This window comes from Cyanobium usitatum str. Tous (assembly GCF_003011885.1).
GTDB classification, from domain to species: Bacteria; Cyanobacteriota; Cyanobacteriia; order PCC-6307; family Cyanobiaceae; genus Cyanobium_A; species Cyanobium_A usitatum.
The window spans coordinates 1-18,596 of the sequence record NZ_PXXO01000004.1 but is presented as its reverse complement, the minus strand read 5'-3'; the positions used below and the strand labels follow the sequence as shown (position 1 = coordinate 18,596).

The 18,596-nt window shown below is 64.3% G+C and carries 17 protein-coding genes; 4 read left to right on the top strand and 13 right to left on the bottom strand.

Going from position 1 to position 18,596, the window contains the following annotated elements; genetic code table 11:
• Positions 1-27: 27 nt before the first annotated feature.
• Positions 28-1,581: an alpha/beta hydrolase family protein gene (locus tag C7K55_RS04375; protein ID WP_106502212.1), complete on the top strand. Its 1,554-nt coding sequence runs from the start codon at positions 28-30 to the stop codon at positions 1,579-1,581.
• 43 nt (positions 1,582-1,624) lie between these two features.
• On the opposite strand, the gene C7K55_RS04370 is transcribed toward C7K55_RS04375, so the two are convergent.
• The 6 genes from C7K55_RS04370 to C7K55_RS04345 all read right to left on the bottom strand — a co-directional run bounded on the left by C7K55_RS04370 (position 1,625) and on the right by C7K55_RS04345 (position 8,068).
• A complete protein-coding gene (locus C7K55_RS04370; protein ID WP_106502211.1) occupies positions 1,625-2,362 on the bottom strand; it encodes a Bax inhibitor-1/YccA family protein in 738 nt (245 codons plus the stop codon).
• 124 nt (positions 2,363-2,486) lie between these two features.
• Positions 2,487-2,993 (bottom strand): FUSC family protein, encoded by a 507-nt coding sequence (locus C7K55_RS04365; RefSeq protein WP_106502210.1) that lies wholly within the window; start codon positions 2,991-2,993, stop codon positions 2,487-2,489.
• Positions 2,990-4,021, bottom strand: a complete 1,032-nt coding sequence (locus C7K55_RS04360) for a PhoH family protein (RefSeq protein ID WP_106502209.1) — start codon at positions 4,019-4,021, stop codon at positions 2,990-2,992. The genes C7K55_RS04365 and C7K55_RS04360 overlap by 4 nt, the downstream gene beginning before the upstream one ends.
• 11 nt (positions 4,022-4,032) lie before the next feature.
• Positions 4,033-4,479, bottom strand: coding sequence for a 30S ribosomal protein S16 (gene rpsP, locus C7K55_RS04355; protein ID WP_106502208.1), 447 nt, complete (start codon positions 4,477-4,479; stop codon positions 4,033-4,035).
• Between the two features lie 49 nt (positions 4,480-4,528).
• Entirely contained in the window at positions 4,529-5,998 is a 1,470-nt protein-coding gene (ffh, locus tag C7K55_RS04350; protein ID WP_106502207.1) for a signal recognition particle protein, read from the bottom strand.
• Positions 5,999-6,073: 75 nt separating this feature from the next.
• Entirely contained in the window at positions 6,074-8,068 is a 1,995-nt protein-coding gene (locus C7K55_RS04345) for an IMS domain-containing protein (protein ID WP_106502206.1), read from the bottom strand.
• Positions 8,069-8,163: 95 nt separating this feature from the next.
• On the opposite strand from C7K55_RS04345, the gene pdhA reads away from it, so the two are divergent.
• A complete protein-coding gene (gene pdhA, locus C7K55_RS04340) occupies positions 8,164-9,291 on the top strand; it encodes a pyruvate dehydrogenase (acetyl-transferring) E1 component subunit alpha (protein WP_106502205.1) in 1,128 nt (375 codons plus the stop codon).
• Between the two features lie 55 nt (positions 9,292-9,346).
• Here pdhA and C7K55_RS04335 read toward each other — a convergent pair whose 3' ends face one another.
• Complete coding sequence (locus C7K55_RS04335) at positions 9,347-10,273, bottom strand: sigma-70 family RNA polymerase sigma factor (RefSeq protein WP_106502204.1); 927 nt, start codon at positions 10,271-10,273, stop codon at positions 9,347-9,349.
• A 142-nt stretch (positions 10,274-10,415) separates the two neighbouring features.
• Entirely contained in the window at positions 10,416-11,969 is a 1,554-nt protein-coding gene (locus C7K55_RS04330; protein WP_241518173.1) for an NAD(P)H-hydrate dehydratase, read from the bottom strand.
• A gap of 23 nt (positions 11,970-11,992) precedes the next feature.
• Here C7K55_RS04330 and mnmA point away from each other — a divergent pair, with 23 nt between their 5' ends.
• On the top strand, positions 11,993-13,204 hold the full coding sequence (gene mnmA, locus C7K55_RS04325) for a tRNA 2-thiouridine(34) synthase MnmA (RefSeq protein WP_396094817.1): 1,212 nt from the start codon (positions 11,993-11,995) through the stop codon (positions 13,202-13,204).
• 10 nt (positions 13,205-13,214) lie between these two features.
• On the opposite strand, the gene C7K55_RS04320 is transcribed toward mnmA, so the two are convergent.
• From C7K55_RS04320 to C7K55_RS04310, 3 genes are read right to left on the bottom strand one after another with little or no spacing between them, the layout of a single operon-like run.
• Complete coding sequence (locus C7K55_RS04320; RefSeq protein ID WP_106502203.1) at positions 13,215-13,460, bottom strand: 2Fe-2S iron-sulfur cluster-binding protein; 246 nt, start codon at positions 13,458-13,460, stop codon at positions 13,215-13,217.
• On the bottom strand, positions 13,461-14,951 hold the full coding sequence (locus C7K55_RS04315; protein ID WP_106502376.1) for a cobyric acid synthase: 1,491 nt from the start codon (positions 14,949-14,951) through the stop codon (positions 13,461-13,463).
• Positions 14,952-14,995: 44 nt separating this feature from the next.
• Complete coding sequence (locus C7K55_RS04310; RefSeq protein WP_106502202.1) at positions 14,996-15,391, bottom strand: Npun_F0494 family protein; 396 nt, start codon at positions 15,389-15,391, stop codon at positions 14,996-14,998.
• A gap of 21 nt (positions 15,392-15,412) precedes the next feature.
• On the opposite strand from C7K55_RS04310, the gene C7K55_RS04305 reads away from it, so the two are divergent.
• Positions 15,413-15,991, top strand: coding sequence for a Maf family protein (locus C7K55_RS04305; RefSeq protein ID WP_106502201.1), 579 nt, complete (start codon positions 15,413-15,415; stop codon positions 15,989-15,991).
• On the opposite strand, the gene C7K55_RS04300 is transcribed toward C7K55_RS04305, so the two are convergent.
• Both C7K55_RS04300 and psbC read right to left on the bottom strand, forming a co-directional pair.
• Positions 15,969-16,949 (bottom strand): YcgJ family protein, encoded by a 981-nt coding sequence (locus C7K55_RS04300; RefSeq protein ID WP_161956119.1) that lies wholly within the window; start codon positions 16,947-16,949, stop codon positions 15,969-15,971. The genes C7K55_RS04305 and C7K55_RS04300 overlap by 23 nt on opposite strands.
• A 179-nt stretch (positions 16,950-17,128) precedes the next feature.
• Positions 17,129-18,514 carry a photosystem II reaction center protein CP43 gene (gene psbC / locus C7K55_RS04295; protein ID WP_106502199.1) on the bottom strand — a complete coding sequence of 462 codons (1,386 nt, stop codon included), beginning with the start codon at positions 18,512-18,514 and terminating at the stop codon, positions 17,129-17,131.
• Between the last annotated feature and the right edge of the window lie 82 nt (positions 18,515-18,596).

Sequence of the window (18,596 nt, the reverse complement as noted above, 5' to 3'; positions counted from 1 at the left end):
TGGATTGCCCCGCCGTCGCTTCTGCCCATGAATCGCCCCTTCAGATTCCGGGCTTTATCCATTCTTGCCACGGGAATCGGTGCCGCCGCCCTGCTGGGCTCGGCGCCGGCCAGGGCGATTGAAACCATCAATTTGCGCCTGCCCCTGCTCGAGACAGACTTCAGCATCAGGGTCGCTGAATTGCGCAGTCCGGAAGCATTGATTGCCGGCGACAGCGATCTGGCCGAGCTCGACCGTGCCACCCGAGGCGAGATTGGCCGCAGGCTTAAGGCTGTGGTGAACTCAAACCTGCCCTTTGATGCCAAGGCGGTTATTCGCAAGGCCCAGGGTTCACCGCTGCTTGATCAGGTGCTGCTGTTGGTGGGGGCCCTAGGCGATATCGATGGCTTGCCTGATCCCCTCGATCCGGCTCAGTTTGAGCAAGCCATGGAGCGGTCTGCCGCTAAGGGGGGCATCACCCTGCTGGATGTGATCGAGCAGCTACCAGGCCAGAGCGTCACGGTGGAGCTGGGCCGGTTGGGATTTTCAATTCAGCGGTTTCGAGACCAACGCCGCTCGGCTGAAAAGCTGATTGCATCCATCCCGGCTGTGGGCAGTGCTGGACCACTGCAGGAGCCAGGGCGGCAGTCTGTTGCCCGCCAGGAATTAAAAATCGTCGTTGGCCATCGCCCGGAGCCGTTGGCTCTGGTGGTGCTCGAGCCAACCGGATCTGGAGCGGCGCCAAATCGACTGGTGGTGATTTCCCACGGGCTTTGGGATGACCCCAGCAACTTCGAGGGCTGGGCAGCCCACCTGGCTAGCCATGGCTACACCGTGGTGCTGCCCCGCCACCCAGGCAGCGATCAAAGCCAGCAGCGAGCCATGCTGGCCGGCAAGCAGCCGCCTCCTAGTCCGTCTGAGCTGGCCCTGCGGCCAAAAGATGTGTCGGCCGTGATCGATGCCGCCGCCCAGGGGCGGCTCGCCTTGCGCCGACCGGTGAACACCCAGGCGGTGCTGGTGGCAGGCCATTCCTGGGGAGCGACCACTGCGTTGCAGCTGGCTGGGGCCCGGCCCATCACCACCAAACTTCAGCAGCTTTGCGATGAGGTGCGCGACCCCTCCCGCAATCTCAGCTGGATACTGCAGTGCAACTTCGTTGGTTCGGCGGATAGTGCCGCTCTGGTAGACCCCCGGGTGGCTGCTGCCATTGCGGTAAGTCCGCCGATGCGCTTGCTATTTGATGTCGATTCCGCCGGCAGCATGAAGGCGAAGGTGCTGGTGATCAGCGGTAGCCGCGACTGGGTGGTTCCGCCCGGGCCCGAGGCGATCGAGCCCATGGCCAGGGCCACCCGGGGCGGCGCCAGTGGCCATCGCCTGGTGCTGGCTGAGAATGCCGATCACTTCAATTTGCGTTCGCCCAGGGGCGAGTCCGGGGGGGCCTTGCGGGCCCTGCTGCTGGCTTGGTTTAACTCTGCTGCTCGCTTAAGCCCAGGTAACCCGCCTGAATTGCCGCTTGCTGGTTGGGGCAGTGCAACCCATCCGCTGCGGGACGTGACATCGGCGTTGCCCAAGCCAACGCCCAAGCCACAGGCTCAGCCATAAAAAAAGCGCCCCTTTGGGGGCGCTGAAGTTGCTGGATTGAAGCTCAGTCGCGGCGGCCGCCGCCCTGGAGGGCAATGATCAGGCGCAGGATGAAGATAAATAGGTTGATGTAGGTGAGATACATCCCCAAAGCGCCGGCCAAATATTGGTCGTCGCTGTAGGTGCGAGGCATCGTGTAGAAGTCGACGAAGGCTGCGCCTACGAACAGCACCGTGCCGAAGCCTGCAATCAGCAGTTCGAAGGTGCCGCCGCTGAAAACGCCTGGGGCAAAAATGCCACCGATGATCTGCACGACCATGGCGATCAGCAGGCCGAGGATGCCCAGACCCACTACGCCGCTCAGGGCTTGGCCGATGTTGTCGCTCATGCGGCGACCCACCACTGAGGCCACCACAAAGGTGATGCCCGTAGCCAGGGTGGCAGTGCCTATGGCGCCTACACCAGCGGCACTTACGGCGTAGGCAACGATGCCACTGAGGGTGAAGCCGGTGATCAGGCTGTAGGCCGTCAGCAGCGGCAGGGCAGTGTTGTTGTTGCCCTTCAGGGCCACATTCTGGGCCACGAAGAACAGGATGAAGTTGCCGATCAGGGCCACCCAGAACAGGGGCATGAACAAGGCTGGGCTGCTGGCCATCAGGGCCAGGCCTCCCATCACCCCACCGGCGGTGAGCACCATGCCGCCGCCCACATAGGGCAGGGCCTTGTTGACCACATTGGGGCCCACTAGGGCGCTTGATTGGGCCTCACGAATGGCCTGTTGAAAATTGCTGCTGGCCGGCATGGCGCACCAGTGGTTTCGAAGTTTCTATATCCTGCCAGTGATCTGCAGGCAACGGGAGGCCCTGCTGGCTGCCGTTGGTGCGGATCTCCCTATCGGGATTGGGCACAGGTTTGGCGCCTGGGCTTCAGGAATCGCCACCGACCTGGTTGTTTGAGCCAGGCCAGAGCCCCGCCGCGAGCACCGCAACGCCGGTGCCGATGAATGATTCAGCCAAGCGCAGCAGGGCATTTAGCCCCGGACTCAGCTTCGGATCCAGGCTGCCGGTGACCATCACAACGATCACGGTGATCGCTGCGAGGCGGCCATGGCTGGGCACATTGATCGCTGCGCAGAGCGCAACTGTGGCGAAGATTGCCACGGCCATGCCCAGGGGGTGAAAGGGAAGCAGCGTCAGGTAGATGGCACTGGTGCCGGCGCCTATGGCTGAACCCAAAATTCGCAGCGAGGCTGAGGAGGTTGTCTCCCTGCGGGTGGCCTGGGTTACCACGATCGCGGAGATCGCCGACCAAAGCCCGCCGATCTTGGGTAGGTAGCCCGGGAACAGATTTGTGAACCAGTAGCCGAGCAAGTAAGCCACCAACGCCGCTATGGCGATTTCGGCGGGGATGCGCAGGCGCTCTGCCTTGTTCATGGCTCAGGCTCACTGCACGGGCTACCGAATTGCCTTTTAACGGCAGGCGCCAGCTTGGTGGCATCGCGATCGGCATAGGCCTCCACCAGCCGCTGCACTAGCGGGTGGCGCACCACGTCAGCCGCGGTGAGCTCGCAGATCGCCACCCCCTCCACCCCCTGCAGCACCTGGGCAGCTTCCTGCAGGCCGCTCTTTACCCCATAGGGCAGGTCCACCTGGGTGGGATCGCCAGTTACCACCATGCGGGAGTGTTCCCCCAGCCGGGTAAGCACCATCCGCATCTGGGCGGTGGTGGTGTTTTGGGCTTCGTCGAGGATCACAAAGGCGTCGGCCAGGGTGCGGCCACGCATGTAAGCAAGAGGGGCCACTTCAATCACCCCTTTTTCCAGCAGGGCACCGGTGCGCTCGGCGCCAAGCAGGGCGTGCAGGGCGTCGTAGAGGGGGCGCAGGTAGGGATCAACTTTCTGCTGAAGATCGCCTGGTAAAAACCCGAGCCGTTCGCCCGCCTCAACCGCCGGGCGAGTGAGCACCAACCGCTCGACCTTGCGCTCGGTGAGCATGCGCACCGCCTGAACGGCGGCCAGAAAGGTTTTGCCAGTGCCCGCCGGGCCGAGGGCAATGGTGAGGTCGTGGTGCTCCATAGCTTCCACATAGGACTGCTGGCGCAGGGTGCGCGGGCGCAGCAATTTGCCACTCTGGCTGCGGGCCAGCACTTGGCGCCCCATTTGCTGATGCTCCGCGCTCCTGCCGGTGTCGAGGGCCTGCAGGGCTACCCGCACATCCACTTGGGTGATGGCTTGGCCTTCCTGCCACAGGGGGCGAAGCAATTCCACCAACGCCGCAGCTCTCTCCATCTGGCTAGGAGGTGCCTGAATGACCAAATCCAGCCCCCGCAGCACTAGCGAAGCTCCGGTGAGGGCTTCGAGTTGGTGCAGGGTGGATGATTCGGCGTCACCTGCCAGGGCTAGAGCCGCGGCAGGATTGGGCAGGGGAATGGCAAAGCTTGTGGGCCCCTTTGGCTCTGCCATGGGGCGAAAGCTCAAGCTTCGGCGGTAGCGGCGGCTTCCGTAGTTGCTTCGTCGGCACTGGCGGCTTCAGCAGCAGCAGCTTCGGCAGCTGCTTTGGCTTCGGCGGCAGCAGCAGCTTCGGCAGCCTTGGCCTCAGCTGCTTCCTTGGCAGCCTGCTTGGCTGCAGCTTCGCGGGCATCAGCCTGCTTCTGCTTGCCAACTACCTCGGCGGGGCGCACTGTCTTCTCGATCAGACCACCCTTCTCCAGCAAGGAGCGCACCGTGTCGGTGGGTTGGGCCCCCTGGCCCAGGCGAGTGCGGATCGCCTCGGTGTCGAGACGGGTCTCTTTGGTACGGGGGTTGTAGAAGCCCAGCTCCTCAAGCGGACGTCCGTCGCGGCGAGAGGTGCTGTTAGTGGCCACAAGGCGGAAACTCGCTTCCCGCTTCTTTCCAAACCGCTTCAGGCGGAGCTTGATCATCGTGGCCTTGCGCTAGGTGTCCAAACAAGCAATGTACCCCGTCGGGTGCTCACAGCTGGCCGAATCCCTTGCGCTTCTTGGCGGGCTTGGCAACTCTTTGCCCCGCCCCACTGCCACTGCGACCGCCACCGCCACCGCCACCCATGGGTCCAGGCATGCCGGGCATCCCTGGCATTCCAGGCATACCCCCCATCCCTGGCATGCCGGGCATGCCGCCGCCGCGGGTCATCTGCTGCATGAAGCCGCGCATCTTCTGGAAATCGGCCAGCACCTTGTCCACCTCGGCCGAGCTGTGGCCGCAGCCAGAGGCGATGCGGCGCCTTCTTGAGGGTTGGGAGGCCAGCAGCTCCGGTTGCTGGCGCTCGATCTCTGTCATTGAGCCAATCATCGCCTCGATCTTCTTGAGCTGCACCTCGCCTTGCTTGAGCATGCCGTCGTCAATTTTGTTCATGCCCGGGATCAGCTTCATCAGCCCGCCCAGGGAGCCCATGCGCCGGATCATGCGCATCTGCTGCAGAAAGTCGGAGAAGTCGAAACTGGCTTCCTGGAGTTTTTGCTGCATGCGGGCCACGTCGGCCAGCTCCACCTCCTTGGTGGCCTTCTCCACCAGGGTGAGCACGTCGCCCATGCCGAGGATGCGGCTTGCCATCCGCTCGGGATGGAAGGGCTGGAGAGCCTCTACCTTCTCGCCGGTGCCGATGAACTTGATCGGCGCACCGCTCACCTTGCGGATCGAAAGGGCGGCACCGCCGCGGGAGTCGCCGTCGAGCTTGGTGAGCACGGCTCCTGTGATCCCAACCTGCTCGTGGAAGGCCCGGGTTAGATCGGCGGCCTCCTGGCCGATCATCGAATCCACCACCAGCAGCACCTCGTCGGGCTGCACGGCCTGACGGATCCGCACCATCTCCTCCATCATCGACGTGTCGATTTGGAGTCGGCCAGCGGTGTCTACCAGCACCGTGTCGAAGCCCTCCTCGCGGGCCTTGGCGATGCCGGCGGCGGCGATGTCCTCGGGCTTGGCTTCGGTGCCAAGGCTGAATACCTCCACGCCGATTTGGGCGCCCAGGGTTTTTAGCTGCTCAATGGCGGCAGGTCGGTAGACGTCTGCTCCCACCAGCAGGGCCTTGCGCCCCTGTTCCTTGAGGTGCAGGCCGAGCTTGGCGGTGGCGGTGGTTTTGCCGGCGCCCTGCAGGCCGGCCATCAGCACCACCGAGGGCGCGCCGGGTTTGCCTCCTGCGGCCAGGGGGGCGTTCTCGCCTCCCATGGTTTCAACCAGCTGCTCGTGCACCAGCTGGATAAATTTCTGATCCGGGCTAACGCCCCGGACCACCTCGGCGCCCACGGCCTTGCGGCGCACCTCCTCGACGAAGTCCTGAACCACCGGCAGGCTCACATCCGCCTCCAGCAGGGCTCGACGCACCTGCTTGAGCGCGCCTTCCACGTTGGTTTCCGTGATCGAGGCCTGCCCTCTCAGGCTCTTAACCGCCTCTTCAAATCGCTGGGAAAGCTCGTCAAACATCGCGGTGCCACTCCGGGGCCAGGGGTTGGGGCCTAGACCCCATATTCAAACGATCGTAAAAACCAGTCCGGCTGGTCAAGGAGCTTTCTGGAAGCTCACCAGGCGCCAGATACCTCCGTCTCGGCCAAACACATAGAGGTTGCGAAGCTCCATCTTGCTGGGCTCGCCTTGAGGATCCCCCTTGGAGTTGAGCCGCTGATCGGTGTAGCTCAGCCCCACCGTGGCGGCGATGCGGTTGGCGTCTCGCTCGTTGATCACCAGATTGGTGATGTCGGTGCTGATGGTCTGGGTTTCGCCCCGGGCCTGGTCGGCGTCGCGCTCCGATTCGAGTCGATCCAGCTGGCTTGGCCGGGCCAGCACCTCCAGGGGAATGCGACTGTCTTTGCCTGCCAGGATTGCGGCCTTGGCGTCGAGCCATGCTTCGAGCAGGGCCTGCACCTGGGCTTCACTCGGCGCTTCCTCCCGCAGGGGCAGGCTGGGCTCGGCGGCAGGGGTGGCCTTAACGGGAGGGGTGGGCTTGATGGGAACAGCCGGTGGGGCGACCGGTTGCACCGCGATGGGAGTGCGGCCCGGGCCGGGGGCGGGAGAGCGCAGCCTCACAAACGAGGCGATGGCAAGCAGTGCCACCCCGGCTGCCACGGCTACTCCGGTAGTTATGCGGCGCGACGGCCACTGCCACTGCCACTGCCAGTGGGGCATGCGCTCCATCCAGGAGGCAGGACCATGGCTATCCCAGGCTTCCCGCAGGTTCTCTAGCCAGGACGTCCCGTCCCAGTCCCACTGCTCGTCTTCGTCTTCCTGTTCCGGGAAGCCGCCGCTGGGGCTGGCTGGGGCTGCGCTAACTGGGGCTGAGCCCATGTCCCAGGCAAAGGCGTTTTCGGTGGTCGCTGGCAATCGCTCTGAGGGGCTGTCGTGCTGCTCGACATAGGCCTGTACGTCGCGGTCGGCGAAGTAGGCCTCCAGGTCCGGATCAGCCTCCAGATCGCGGTAGCCGGGCAACACATCACGCGCCAACCAGTCGCGGCAGTAGGCGCAAAGTTGGGCAAGGGAATCGCTGCTTTGCTGCTCCGCCCAGCGCTTCAGTTCGGGGGTTGCTCCCTGCTCGAAGGCGCTGCGGGCTTTGTCCACCTGCCCAAGCAGCAGATGCAGGCAGGCCAGCAGCGGTTGCAGTCCGTCTTGACCGCTGGCCTCCAGCCGCTCGCGGGCCGCGGCGATGCGCTCGGGCTTGCGTTGGGCAAAGCCGGAGGCGGTGAGGGCGGTGCTCGCCAAAAAATCTGCAGCCGCAGAGGCTTCTGCCCAGCGACTGAACAAATCCACTTGCTCCTGCACTGTCAGGAAGGCACGGATCTGCTTAAAAAAGGCTTGAAATTCCTCCGGGCCCATGCTCGGGTCACCGAAACCCTCAAGTCCGCCCCGGCGGGCCACCAGCTCTTCAAGCAGGGTCAGACCCTCGGCTCTTTCCGTTTGGGCAGTGAGGTTGCGGCTGAGTAGGTCCAGCACTCGGTAGGGCCGCAAACCATCGAGCTCGTCGCTGAGTTGCTGGCGAATGGCTGGTAATTGGCCCATCCGCTGCAGCAGGTGCTGGCCCTGCTGCAGGGTCTGGGCGGCGGCCTCGTAGCGCCGCTGCTGGTGCAGGTCGACGGCGGCCGCCAGGCAGGCGAGGCCAGCTAACAGGGCCAGGTCGGCCTCGCGAGTGCTTCCCAGCGCTGGCGTCTGAGGTGGCTGTAGGGCCCGGCAGGCGAGCTCGAAGCTTTCGAAGGCTTGACCCGCTTCGAGCAACAGCAGCAGGCCGCCCACCTCCTTGCTGGTGGGCACATCAAGGGCGGGCATCAGCGTTGGCCCGCTGCCGGCCAGCGCCGTCAGGTCGGATTCGTAGGCCTGGCGCCGGCTGCTGTCGCTGAGTAGGTCGGCGCTGGCGCGCAGTAGTTCCTCACGGGCTATCAGGGTTTCCTGGGTAAATCCCTGATCTGGCGCCCGGTCGATGCGTTGCTGCAGGGTGCGCAACAGGGACTGCAAGTCCGTGGTCGGGTTGACTCCGAGCAACCGGAAATGATCGATCGGCAGTTCCAATCCTTGCCTTCCACTGGTGGCTGACTGTAGGCAGGGTCAGCGGTTGTGGCACAAATTGTCAGCTGCCGCGGGAACAGACCTCGTACAGTTGGGCAATGACGCAGGCGGACATGGGCCACGACATTGCGGCGGCACCTGGATCAGCCTCCGGAGCACCGACCTGTTCAGCCGACGTCACCAGTTTGGTGGGGGCTCACGCTGAGCGCCTCGAGAACCTTTACCCATCCGTGCCTGCCACGGTGAATCGCGACGAGGGCTTGATGCTCTATCGCGACATGACCCTGGGCCGGCGTTTTGAGGACAAGTGCGCGGAGATGTATTACCGCGGCAAAATGTTTGGCTTTGTGCACCTCTACAACGGCCAGGAGGCCGTGAGCACGGGCGTGATCAAGGCGATGAAGCTGCAGCACGACTGGTTTTGCAGCACCTACCGCGACCACGTCCATGCCCTGAGCTGCGGCGTGCCGGCCCGGGAGGTGATGAGCGAGCTATTCGGCAAGGAAACCGGCTGCAGCAAGGGCCGCGGCGGCTCCATGCACCTTTTTTCCAAGGAGCATCACCTGCTCGGTGGCTACGCCTTCATCGGCGAGGGCATTCCGGTGGCCCTCGGCGCAGCTTTTACCAGCCGCTACAAGCGCGACGCCCTCGGAGATGCCTCCAGCGACTCCGTCACCGCAGCCTTCTTCGGCGACGGCACCTGCAACATCGGTCAATTTTATGAATGCCTAAACATGGCGGCGCTTTGGAAGCTGCCGATCCTGTTTGTGGTGGAGAACAACAAGTGGGCCATTGGTATGGACCACAACCGTGCCACCAGCGATCCGGAGATCTGGCGTAAGGCCGCTGCCTTTGGCATGGCTGGTGAGGAGGTGGACGGCATGGACGTGCTGGCGGTGCGTGCCGCCGCCCAGCGCGCCGTTGAGAGGGCCCGGGCCGGAGAGGGCCCCACCCTGCTGGAGTGCCTCACCTATCGCTTCCGCGGCCATTCCCTGGCTGACCCCGACGAGCTGCGCGAAGAGGCTGAAAAGGAGTTTTGGGCCAAGCGAGATCCGATCAAATCCCTTGCCAGCCGGTTGATCGAGCAGGGCTTGACTACAGCCGAGGAGCTCAAGTCGATCGAGAAGGAGATCGATGCCGAAGTGGCAGATTGCGTCGAATTCGCCCTGGCGGCTCCCGAACCCAAGCCGGAAGAGCTCACTCGCTACATCTGGGCGGAAGACTGATGGGCGGAAGACTGATACGCGTGCCCTAATGCCCCGTGCCCTAAAGCGTCGTGCCCTAAAGCGTCGCGGGGGTGCGGCGGGTGAGATTGCGCAGCTTGCGTAGAGCTTTGAGTTCTACCTGGCGCACCCGCTCCCGGGACACATCGAGCCGCCGGCCGATCTCCGCCAGGGTTTGACGCTCCTCTCCTTCCAGCCCGAAGCGCAGTTGCAGCACCTGGCGCTCCTGTTCGCTCAAATGGCTCAGCCAGCGCCCTAGCTGCTCTTGATGGATGCCGCGCTCCACCCGGTCGAGAGGCTCCTCCTCGGAGGAATCGGCGATCAGATCGCCCAGGAAGCTGCGGCCTTCATCACCGTTTACTGGCGCATCCAGGCTCGAGGTGGTGAGGGACTGGCGCAACAGGCCATCAAGCTCTTCGATCGGCATGGCCATGGCCTCGGCGATCTCCTGGCGGCTGGGCATGGCGCCGAGCTTGTGGGCAAGGTCGAGGCTCACCTTGCGAATGGCGGTGAGGCGCTCGCTGAGATGCACCGGCAGTCGAATCGTGCGCGACTGGCAAGCGATCGCTCGGGTCATGCTCTGGCGAATCCACCAGAAGGCATAGGTCGAAAACTTATAACCACGGGTGGGATCAAATTTCTCAACAGCCCGCTCCAGTCCCAGTGAACCTTCCTGGATTAAGTCGAGCAGCTCGAGACCCTTGCCTTGATATTTTTTGGCAACACTTACGACTAAGCGCAAATTGGCCTTCATCATGCGCTGCTTAGAGCGCTTGCCGATGCGCATCAATTTCTTTTCCAGGTCGCTGAGCTCCCTATCGCCCTCCTCCGTGAGGCGCATCATTGTTTGCACCTGATTGCCGAGTTCGATCTCTTCAGCTGGCGTCAACAGGGGCTCTCGCCCGATCGTGGCCAGGTACCACGTAATCGGGTCGCTACTTCTACGGCGACTGCTTTCGCTGACCCTCGTCGGGGATGAGGTCATTGGAAGGCCTATCGAAGGAGTTGACTATCGAGGCAAATTCGGCTCTATGAGGGTGTTTTCAGCAACCCTTTAGCTTTCACTTGCAAAACAACACAGAAGCAGCCCTGTCCTGGTCTGACATTTACTGATTTCCGTGTTGTGATCAACACAGCTGAGCCAGGTTTTCTGCCACCTGCATTGGTGTGAAACCGCTCTCGGAGTTTTCCCCCCGTCGCCCAGCCTGGGCGTGGGCCAGTGCTGCCGCGGCGAGCCAAGTGGCGTCGGCGTTGCCGCTGGCTGCCAGGGCCATCGCTCCCAGGCCGGCGGCGTAGCCGGCCAGCACGTCTCCGAGTCCTGTTCTGGCACTGCCGGGGCTGGCTTCGAGCAATTGCCAGCGGCGACCATCCGGGGCCGCCACGATGCTGCGGGCCCCTTTGAGCAATACGCAGGCCCCACTGCTCATGGCCGCCTGGGCGGCCGCCTCCAGGGCGGTGCTGCCGGCGAGCTCGGGAAAGAGGCGGGCGAATTCGCCGGGGTGGGGGGTGATCCAGGTAGGCCCCTGTCGCTGCTGGAGCCAGCGGCTTGCCTGCAGACCGAGCCCTTGGCTCACTGGCCCCGCAAGGCGGTTGAGGCCGTCTGCATCAAGCACCAGCAGCCCTTGCCAGCTCAGCAGCTCACTCCAACTCGGCGGATTGGGCCAGCAGTTGGCCTCCCCCAGGCCGGGCCCGACCAGCAGGGCATCCAGCCGCTGGGGATCGAGTTCGGCCGGGGGATCGAGGCATACCACTACCTGTGGGTGCTGCTGCCAGATGGTGCCGGCCAGGGCCTCCGGCAGGGCGGCCCGGACACTGCCGCAGCCGCTGCTGCTGGCGCCGGCCAGGGCCAGGCTGGCGGCACCCCGATAGGTATCGCTGCCCGCTACCACCAGCAGTCGGCCGCGCTGATATTTCGATGCCGCCGGGTTCAATTTGGGTTTAGGCCTTGCCGCCAGATCCCGCTCCGCCAGAGCCAGGGGCACTTTGAGGGGAAGCTCCTGCAGCAGCGCTGGCGGCAGGCCCAGGTCGACCCAGTGCAGCGACCCCACAGCCTCTAGGGCCGCGTCTTGAACCAGGCCGGTCTTGATGAGGCCGATTGCATAGGTGCTGATGGCCTGGGCCGTGTATGAGCCGGTGGCCTGGCCGCTGTCGGCGCAGAGGCCCGTGGGCACATCAATCGCCACTAGCGCATGTGGCCGCTGGCGCTGGCGCTGCCGCAGCAGGGCTTCGATCGCCTCTCCAGGTGCTCGCCGCTGGCCGATGCCCAGCAGGGCATCGATCCAGAGGGCGGCACCGCTGGGATCGGGGCTTGACTCCAGCCGGGGAATGCCAAGCCACAGGGCGTGTCGCAAGTGGGCGGCGCTGAGCGGCTTGTGGCGCCCAAACGGGCTCCAGATGGCCGTTGAGATACCAGCCAGGTGCAGTTCCCGGGCGATTACCAGCCCATCCCCGCCGTTGTGGCCTGGCCCCACCAGCACCAGCGCTCCATGGCGCCCCAGCCGCTCGCCGTGCTGCTCCAGCAGCAGCCGACTCACCGCCAGGGCGGCCTTCTCCATCAGGGCTTCCACCGGCAGGCCGCTGGCGAAGAGTTGCTCCTCCAGCGCTGCCATCTGGGCGCTGTTGACCAGCAGGTGGCTGCTATTGCGTTCCGGCCAAGGGGCTACTGCGGACGGCTCTCCCAACCCCTTTAAGGCATCTGGGTTTCATGATGGGAGTACTCCCGCCAGCTGTCTGCCCTTTGCCTGCTCCAGTGGCTTCTTCCGCTTTTGTGCCGCCTGCCTCTACGCCCGCTGGCCAGGCCGCTTTAGAGCGGCTGCGGGCCTGGCCCGGGGAGCATCGCGTTGCGGTGGGCCTCTCAGGCGGCGTTGACAGCTCCTTGACGGCAGCCCTGCTGGTGGAGGCGGGCTGGCAGGTGGAGGGCCTCACCTTGTGGCTGATGAGTGGCAAGGGTGCCTGCTGCGCCGAGGGCCTGGTGGATGCCGCCGGCATCTGCGAGCAACTCGGGGTGCCCCACCACGTGGTGGATTTTCGCGAGCACTTCCAGGCCCAGATCGTTGATTTTCTGGTGCAGGGTTATCAGGCCGGCGTGACGCCGCTGCCTTGCTCTCGTTGCAATCGGGAGGTGAAATTTGGGCCGATGCTCCAGTGGGCTGAAAGCGAGCGGAGCATCGGCCGGCTCGCCACGGGCCATTACGCCCGGGTGCGCCATGGCGCCAGCAGCGACAACGGCCGTCACCAGTTGTTGCGCGGCTTAGATGGCCAGAAGGATCAGAGCTACTTCCTCTACGACCTACCCCAGGAGGCCCTGGGCCGGCTGGTGTTTCCCCTCGGCGAGCTCACCAAGGCAGACACGCGGCTGGAGGCGGAGCGCCATGGGCTGCGTACGGCCCAGAAGCCCGAGAGCCAGGACCTCTGCCTGGCCGATCACCACGGCTCGATGAAGGCCTTTCTCGATGCCTACCTGCCGCCGCGCCAGGGACAGATCGTGCTTACCGATGGCACGGTGGTGGGCGAGCACGACGGCATTGAGCATTTCACGATCGGCCAGCGCAAGGGCCTGGGGGTGGCCTGGAGCGAGCCACTGCATGTGGTGCGCCTTGATGGGGCGATGAACCAGGTGGTGGTGGCTCCCCGCGCTGGGGCGGCCCGGGGCGAAGCGTTGGTGGGGGCGGTGAATTGGGTGTCGATCGAGCCACCTACGGAGCCCATGGAGCTGGAGGTGCAGGTGCGTTACCGCAGTGCACCCGAGCCGGCCCGACTGATTCCCTTGCCCGCCACCGACGCCGATAGCGCAGCCCTGCGGCCCCACCGGGTGCGGTTGGAGTTTGCAGAGGAGCAGTTTTCGATCACGCCTGGTCAGGCGGCGGTGTTCTACGCCGGTGAGGTGCTGCTCGGTGGAGGCCTGATTCAGTCCTAAGCCCAGGCAGTCACCAGTAGGGGTCGCTGGCTAGCTCCACCGTTAGCGAGCCGGAGCGGCTGGCGGGCACCGTGGCAATGCAGGCCCGCACCACCTGGCCGTTTACTTCGATCTCGCAGGCGCCGCAACTGCCGCCCAGGCAGCCCGTGGGGATCAGAAAGCCTGCGGCCTGGGCTGCCACCAGCCAGTCACACCCGGCGTTGCAGCTGCTGGTGTGGCCGTTGGGCCAGTGGATGCTGGTGGCGGAGTCGGCCATTTAGGGGCTCAGAAGGGGGGTGAGGTTCACTTGGGCCTCAAAGGCATCGGCGAGTCGCTCTAGGAGGGCGTCTCGCTGCCGGCTGTGGTGGGGCGGGTTCTCCGGCAGGGCAGCCAGGCCGCGACGCTGGCGAAGTTGGTTGAGCCAACGGCGCCGCCAGGGCCCGCTTTCGAATACCCCATGCAGGTAGGTGCCAGCCACCAGACCACCCGCTTCGCCAAAGCTGTACCAATGGCCCAGGTCGGGATCGGTGGCGAGGGGCTGCAGGGGGCCGGCAGTTTCGATGGGGCTGCTGAGGCCGCGATGCAGTTCGAATCCCTCCAGGCTCAAGCCCTCGCCGGGCCAGCGGGCCGTGCTTTGGCGCTGGCGCAGGGCCTTGCGGCCGCCGAAGCGGGTGCGTAGCGGCAGCAGATCCAGGCCGGCCACCACTTGCCCGGCGGCGCAATCACCGCCCTCAAGGCCCTGCGGATCCAGTAGCTCCCGGCCCAGAAGCTGTAAGCCGCCGCAAATACCAAACACCTGGCCCCCGCCGGCGACGTAGCTGCGCAGTTCCTCCCCTAGCCCAGCTCGCTGCAGGGCCGCCAGATCCCTCAGGGTCTGCTTGCTGCCCGGCACGATTACCGCATCGGGGCGCCCTAATGGTTCCCCCGGCGTCAGCCAGCGCAGCTGCACGCTTGGTTCGGCCTCGAGGGGATCGAGATCGGAGAAATTGCTCAGTGATGGCAGGCGCAGCACGGCGATCTCCAGCTCGGCGCTGCTTTTGCGGCCGCGGCGCTCCAGCAGATCGAGGGAGTCTTCTGGCGGAAATAGCTCGTCGAGCCAGGGCATCACCCCCAGCACGGGGATGCCGGTGTGGGCCTCCAACCAGCGGCGCCCCTCGTCAAACAGCTCACGGCGGCCGCGGAAGCGGTTGATCAGCAGGCCGCGGATTAGGGGCCGCTCCACCGGCCGCAGCAGCGCCAAGGTGCCCATCAATTGGGCAAAAACGCCACCGCGCTCGATGTCGGCCACGAGGATGCAGCGGGCCCGCAGAAATTGGGCTAAACGCAAATTTGTGAGGTCGCGGGATTGCAGGTTTACCTCCACCGGGCTGCCCGCTCCCTCCAGCACTAGGCGCCCCCCCGGATGGGCCGCCTGCAGCTCGCTCAGGCCGGCGCGAATGGCCGCCCAGCCTGGCCGGAACCAGTCGCGGTAGTAGTGCTCGGCGCGGGCCAGCCCCACCGACTGACCCAGATGGATCAGCTCGCTGGTGGAGTCGCCCTGGGGCTTGAGCAGCACCGGATTCATGCTGTGGTGTGGTTCGAGTCCGGCGGCCCAGGCCTGCAGCGCCTGGGAGTAGGCCATTTCGCCGCCGTCCTGATCAACCCAGGCGTTGTTGCTCATGTTCTGCCCCTTGAAGGGCAGGGGCGTTTCGCCGCGACGGCGCAGCACCCGGCAGAGGGCAGCGGTCATCAGCGACTTGCCAGCCCCGCTGCTGGTGCCAAGCACCATCAGGGGGGTGGGTGCGGCTGGGTCCGGCTGAGCAGCTTTTGCGCTCATAGACGCGGCCGGTGGCGGCGAAGCCAGTGCTGCAGGCGAATGGGGCCGCTGGCGCCGGGAATTTCGCCAGGCCATTGGGCCAGCAGCTCCCTTCCCATGGGCGTGAGCCGCACCCGCTCGGTGAGGCCCTGACCATCCACCTCGCGCCGCAGCACCCCGAGCTGGATCAGCCAGATCCAGTGGGCTTCTACCCGATCGGCCGTCGGTGCTCCCTGGCAAAGGCTCTGGAGGTCGTTCCGGCGGCAGAGCTCGCCGCCGCTGAGAGCCCGATCGCTCACCTCCACGTAAAACGCCCGCCTAAATGGCAGGCAGCGCATTGCCTGGCTGGCCCTGGACAGGGAGCGTTTGTTTTGAAGCAGGGGGTCGATTGAGGCAGCTTCCCGGTGTTGCATAGAAGGATTCTCCCTGACCCCATGCTCGTGCTCGCCTCTGCCTCCCCAGCTCGCCGGCGCCTGCTGGAGCAGGCCGGCATCGCTCACCAGGTGCAGGTGAGTGGCGTTGATGAGGAGTCGATCAGCGATCCCGATCCCGCCCAGCTAGTGCAGCGGCTGGCCCGGGCCAAAGCCGAAGCGGTGGCACAACAACTGCCCCAGGGCTGCAGGGTGCTTGGCTGCGATTCGCTGCTGGTTTTCAACGGTGAGGTGTATGGCAAGCCAGCTGACGCTGGCGAAGCTCGCCAGCGCTGGTTGCAGATGGCAGGCGGTTGGGGTGAGTTGATCACCGGCCATTGCCTCCTGCCTTGCAATCAAGAAGCAGCTGATGGCGGGCCCCTGTTGGCCGCGGTAGTGACCCGCGTGCAGTTCGCTCTACTCAGCTCGGCGGAGATCGACGCCTATGTAGCCAGTGGCGAACCCCTCCAATGTGCCGGTGGCTTTGCCTTGGAGGGGCGTGGAGGGCTGCTGGTGGAGCGGATTGAAGGTTGCTTCAGCAACGTGATCGGCCTGAGCCTGCCGTTGCTGAGGCGATGGCTCAAAGCCCCATCAAGTTGTTGAGCAGCTGGCCGAAGCTATTGCCGTTACTGGGGGCAGCAGTGGGTGTCACGGTGAGTACCCGATCAGACCAGGTGAAGCTGACACTGCGGCCCTGGTCATTGACATTGACTGGCCAGGAGTTGCCCTTGACATCGCTGAGCTGGTAGCCGCCGCCCCTGGGCTTGCTAACGCTGTAAACGTTGCCGTCTTGAAGACTCACCTCTAGGAGTCGTCCTTTGCCAGTGCGGTTTTCCCGCAGTTCACAGTTGCCGTTGTACAGGGATTTAAACCAGCGGGTCATGCGGCATTGGGCCGCTCGGGTCTGGGTGCTGGCACCGCCAGCGCCAGTCCCATTCGCACTACCGAATAGTTGGTTGGAGAGAGCAACATTCACCTGCTGACGGTTCCAGCCATCGCTCCAGCAGGTGCGAGCGTTGAGATCACAGGCGCTGCCGTTGCTGAGCCGAAATTGACGTGGCGGTGCTTGGCCGGCCAGGTTGCGCAGGGCGGTTTGCTCGGCAAAGGATCCGAAGTACTCCCTCGTCAGTCCGAGGGATAGGCCGGACTGGTCGTAGCAGACAGGACTGCTGCCGGGGTCGCAGACGATTCCGGCACGGGGGGTTTGCAAACCCTGGAGACCGCCGCCGGATTGATTTGCTGTTGTTGGGAGTGAGCCGAATAGTTGCTGGGTGAGGTTGGGAGCCATTTGGGCCCTCTGCCAGCCATCACTCCAGCAGGTGGCCGCTCGCGAGTCGCAAACAGCTCCGTTGCTCAGTCGGAAGTCATTCGCTTGGGGGCGGTTGCCCAGCTCGGAGCTAAGACGGTTGGCAGCGATGCTGCCGAAGTAGGTCTGGGTCAGGCCGATGGAAGGTCCTTGCTTGTCGTAGCAGGTGGGTCCAGCTTGGTCGCAGATCACACCTGCAGCAGGAGAGGTGATAGCTCCTTGGGCCTGGGCTGGCTGGGCCAGTAAAGGAACCATATTCAGACCAGTTGCCAGCAGAACAGCCTCCAATAGCCGTGATCTTGAGCTCAGGTTTTGAACTGAATGGCGGGCCATTAACAAAGGTCTTATTTCTCCGAAAGCTAGGTAGATAGGGGCGGGGCGGCAACAAAAAAGCCCCCGCTCGAAAGCGGGGGCCAGCAACGATCACTGTGTGATCAATCCAGATCCGGCATAGCCAAGGTGGGCTCTGCCTTGCGATCAATGCCCTTCTCGAAACCAGCAGCAGCAGCGCGAGCGCGACCTGCATGCCACAGGTGGCCGACCAGGAAGAAGAAGGCCAGCACGAACTGCGTGGACGCCAGCCACTGGCGGATGTTCACGAAGTTCACCGAGTTGGGCTCGGTGATGATGCCGCCAACGGAGTTCAGGGAGGCGTTCGGAGCGTGGGTCATGTATTCAGCCGCGCGGCGCACTTGCCAGGGCTGAATATCGTTCTGGAGTTTGTCCAGGCTCAGGCCGTTGGGGCCGCGCAGGGGCTCCAGCCAGGGACCGCGGAAGTCCCAGAAACGCATGGTTTCACCACCGAAGATGATCTCGCCTGTGGGTGAGCGCATCAGGTACTTACCCAGACCGGTGGGGCCCATGGCCGAACCGATGTTGGCGCCGAGGCGCTGGTCACGCACTAGGAAGGTGAAGCTTTGGGCCTGGGAGGATTCGGCGTTTGTAGGGCCGTAAAACTCGGAGGGATAGGCGGTGTTGTTGAACCAGATATAAGCCGAGGCGATGAAGCTCATAAAGCTCAGCGCGCCGAGGCTATAGCTCAAGTAGGCCTCACCATTCCAGATGAAGGCGCGACGCACCCAGCCGAACGGCTTGGTGATTGCGTGCCAGATGCCTCCGAAGATGCAGATCAGGCCGATCCAGATGTGACCGCCGATGATGTCTTCCATCGAGTTGACCCCGATGATCCAGCCCTCGCCACCAAAGGGTGCGCGGGTGAGATAACCGAAGATCACGCCGGGGCTGAGGGTTGGGTTGGTGATGATGCGTACATCGCCACCGCCCGGTGCCCAAGTGTCATAAACACCGCCAAAGAACATGGCCTTGAAGACCAGCAGCAGGGCGCCGACGCCGAGAAGAATCAGGTGATAACCAATGATGTTGGTCATCTGATTCTTGTCGCGCCAATCCTGGGAGAAGAAGGTGGAGTAGTTCTCCAGCACTTCGGGACCACGCAGGGCGTGATACAGACCACCAAGGCCGAGCACGGCCGAGCTGATCAGGTGCAGCACACCAACGACAAAGAACGGATAGAGATCGGTGACCTCACCACCAGGACCAACGCCGTAACCCAGGGTGGCTACGTGGGGGAACAGGATTAGCCCCTGCTCGTACATGGGCTTATCGAAGGTGAAGTGGCTCACCTCGAAAAGCATCATGGCCCCAGCCCAGAAGACCATCAGGCCAGCGTGGGCGACGTGGGCGCCGAGAAGGCGACCGGAGAGGTTGATCAGGCGGGCATTGCCCGCCCACCAGGCATAGCCGGTGGAGTCGAGGTCTTTGCCCCCGACCACCAGATTGGAATTAAAGGGCGTTTCCACGGGGCAGAACCTCTTCAGGGAAGACGAAGTTTTCATGCGGCTGGTCAGCCGGTGCCATCCAGGCACGCAGACCTTCATTCAG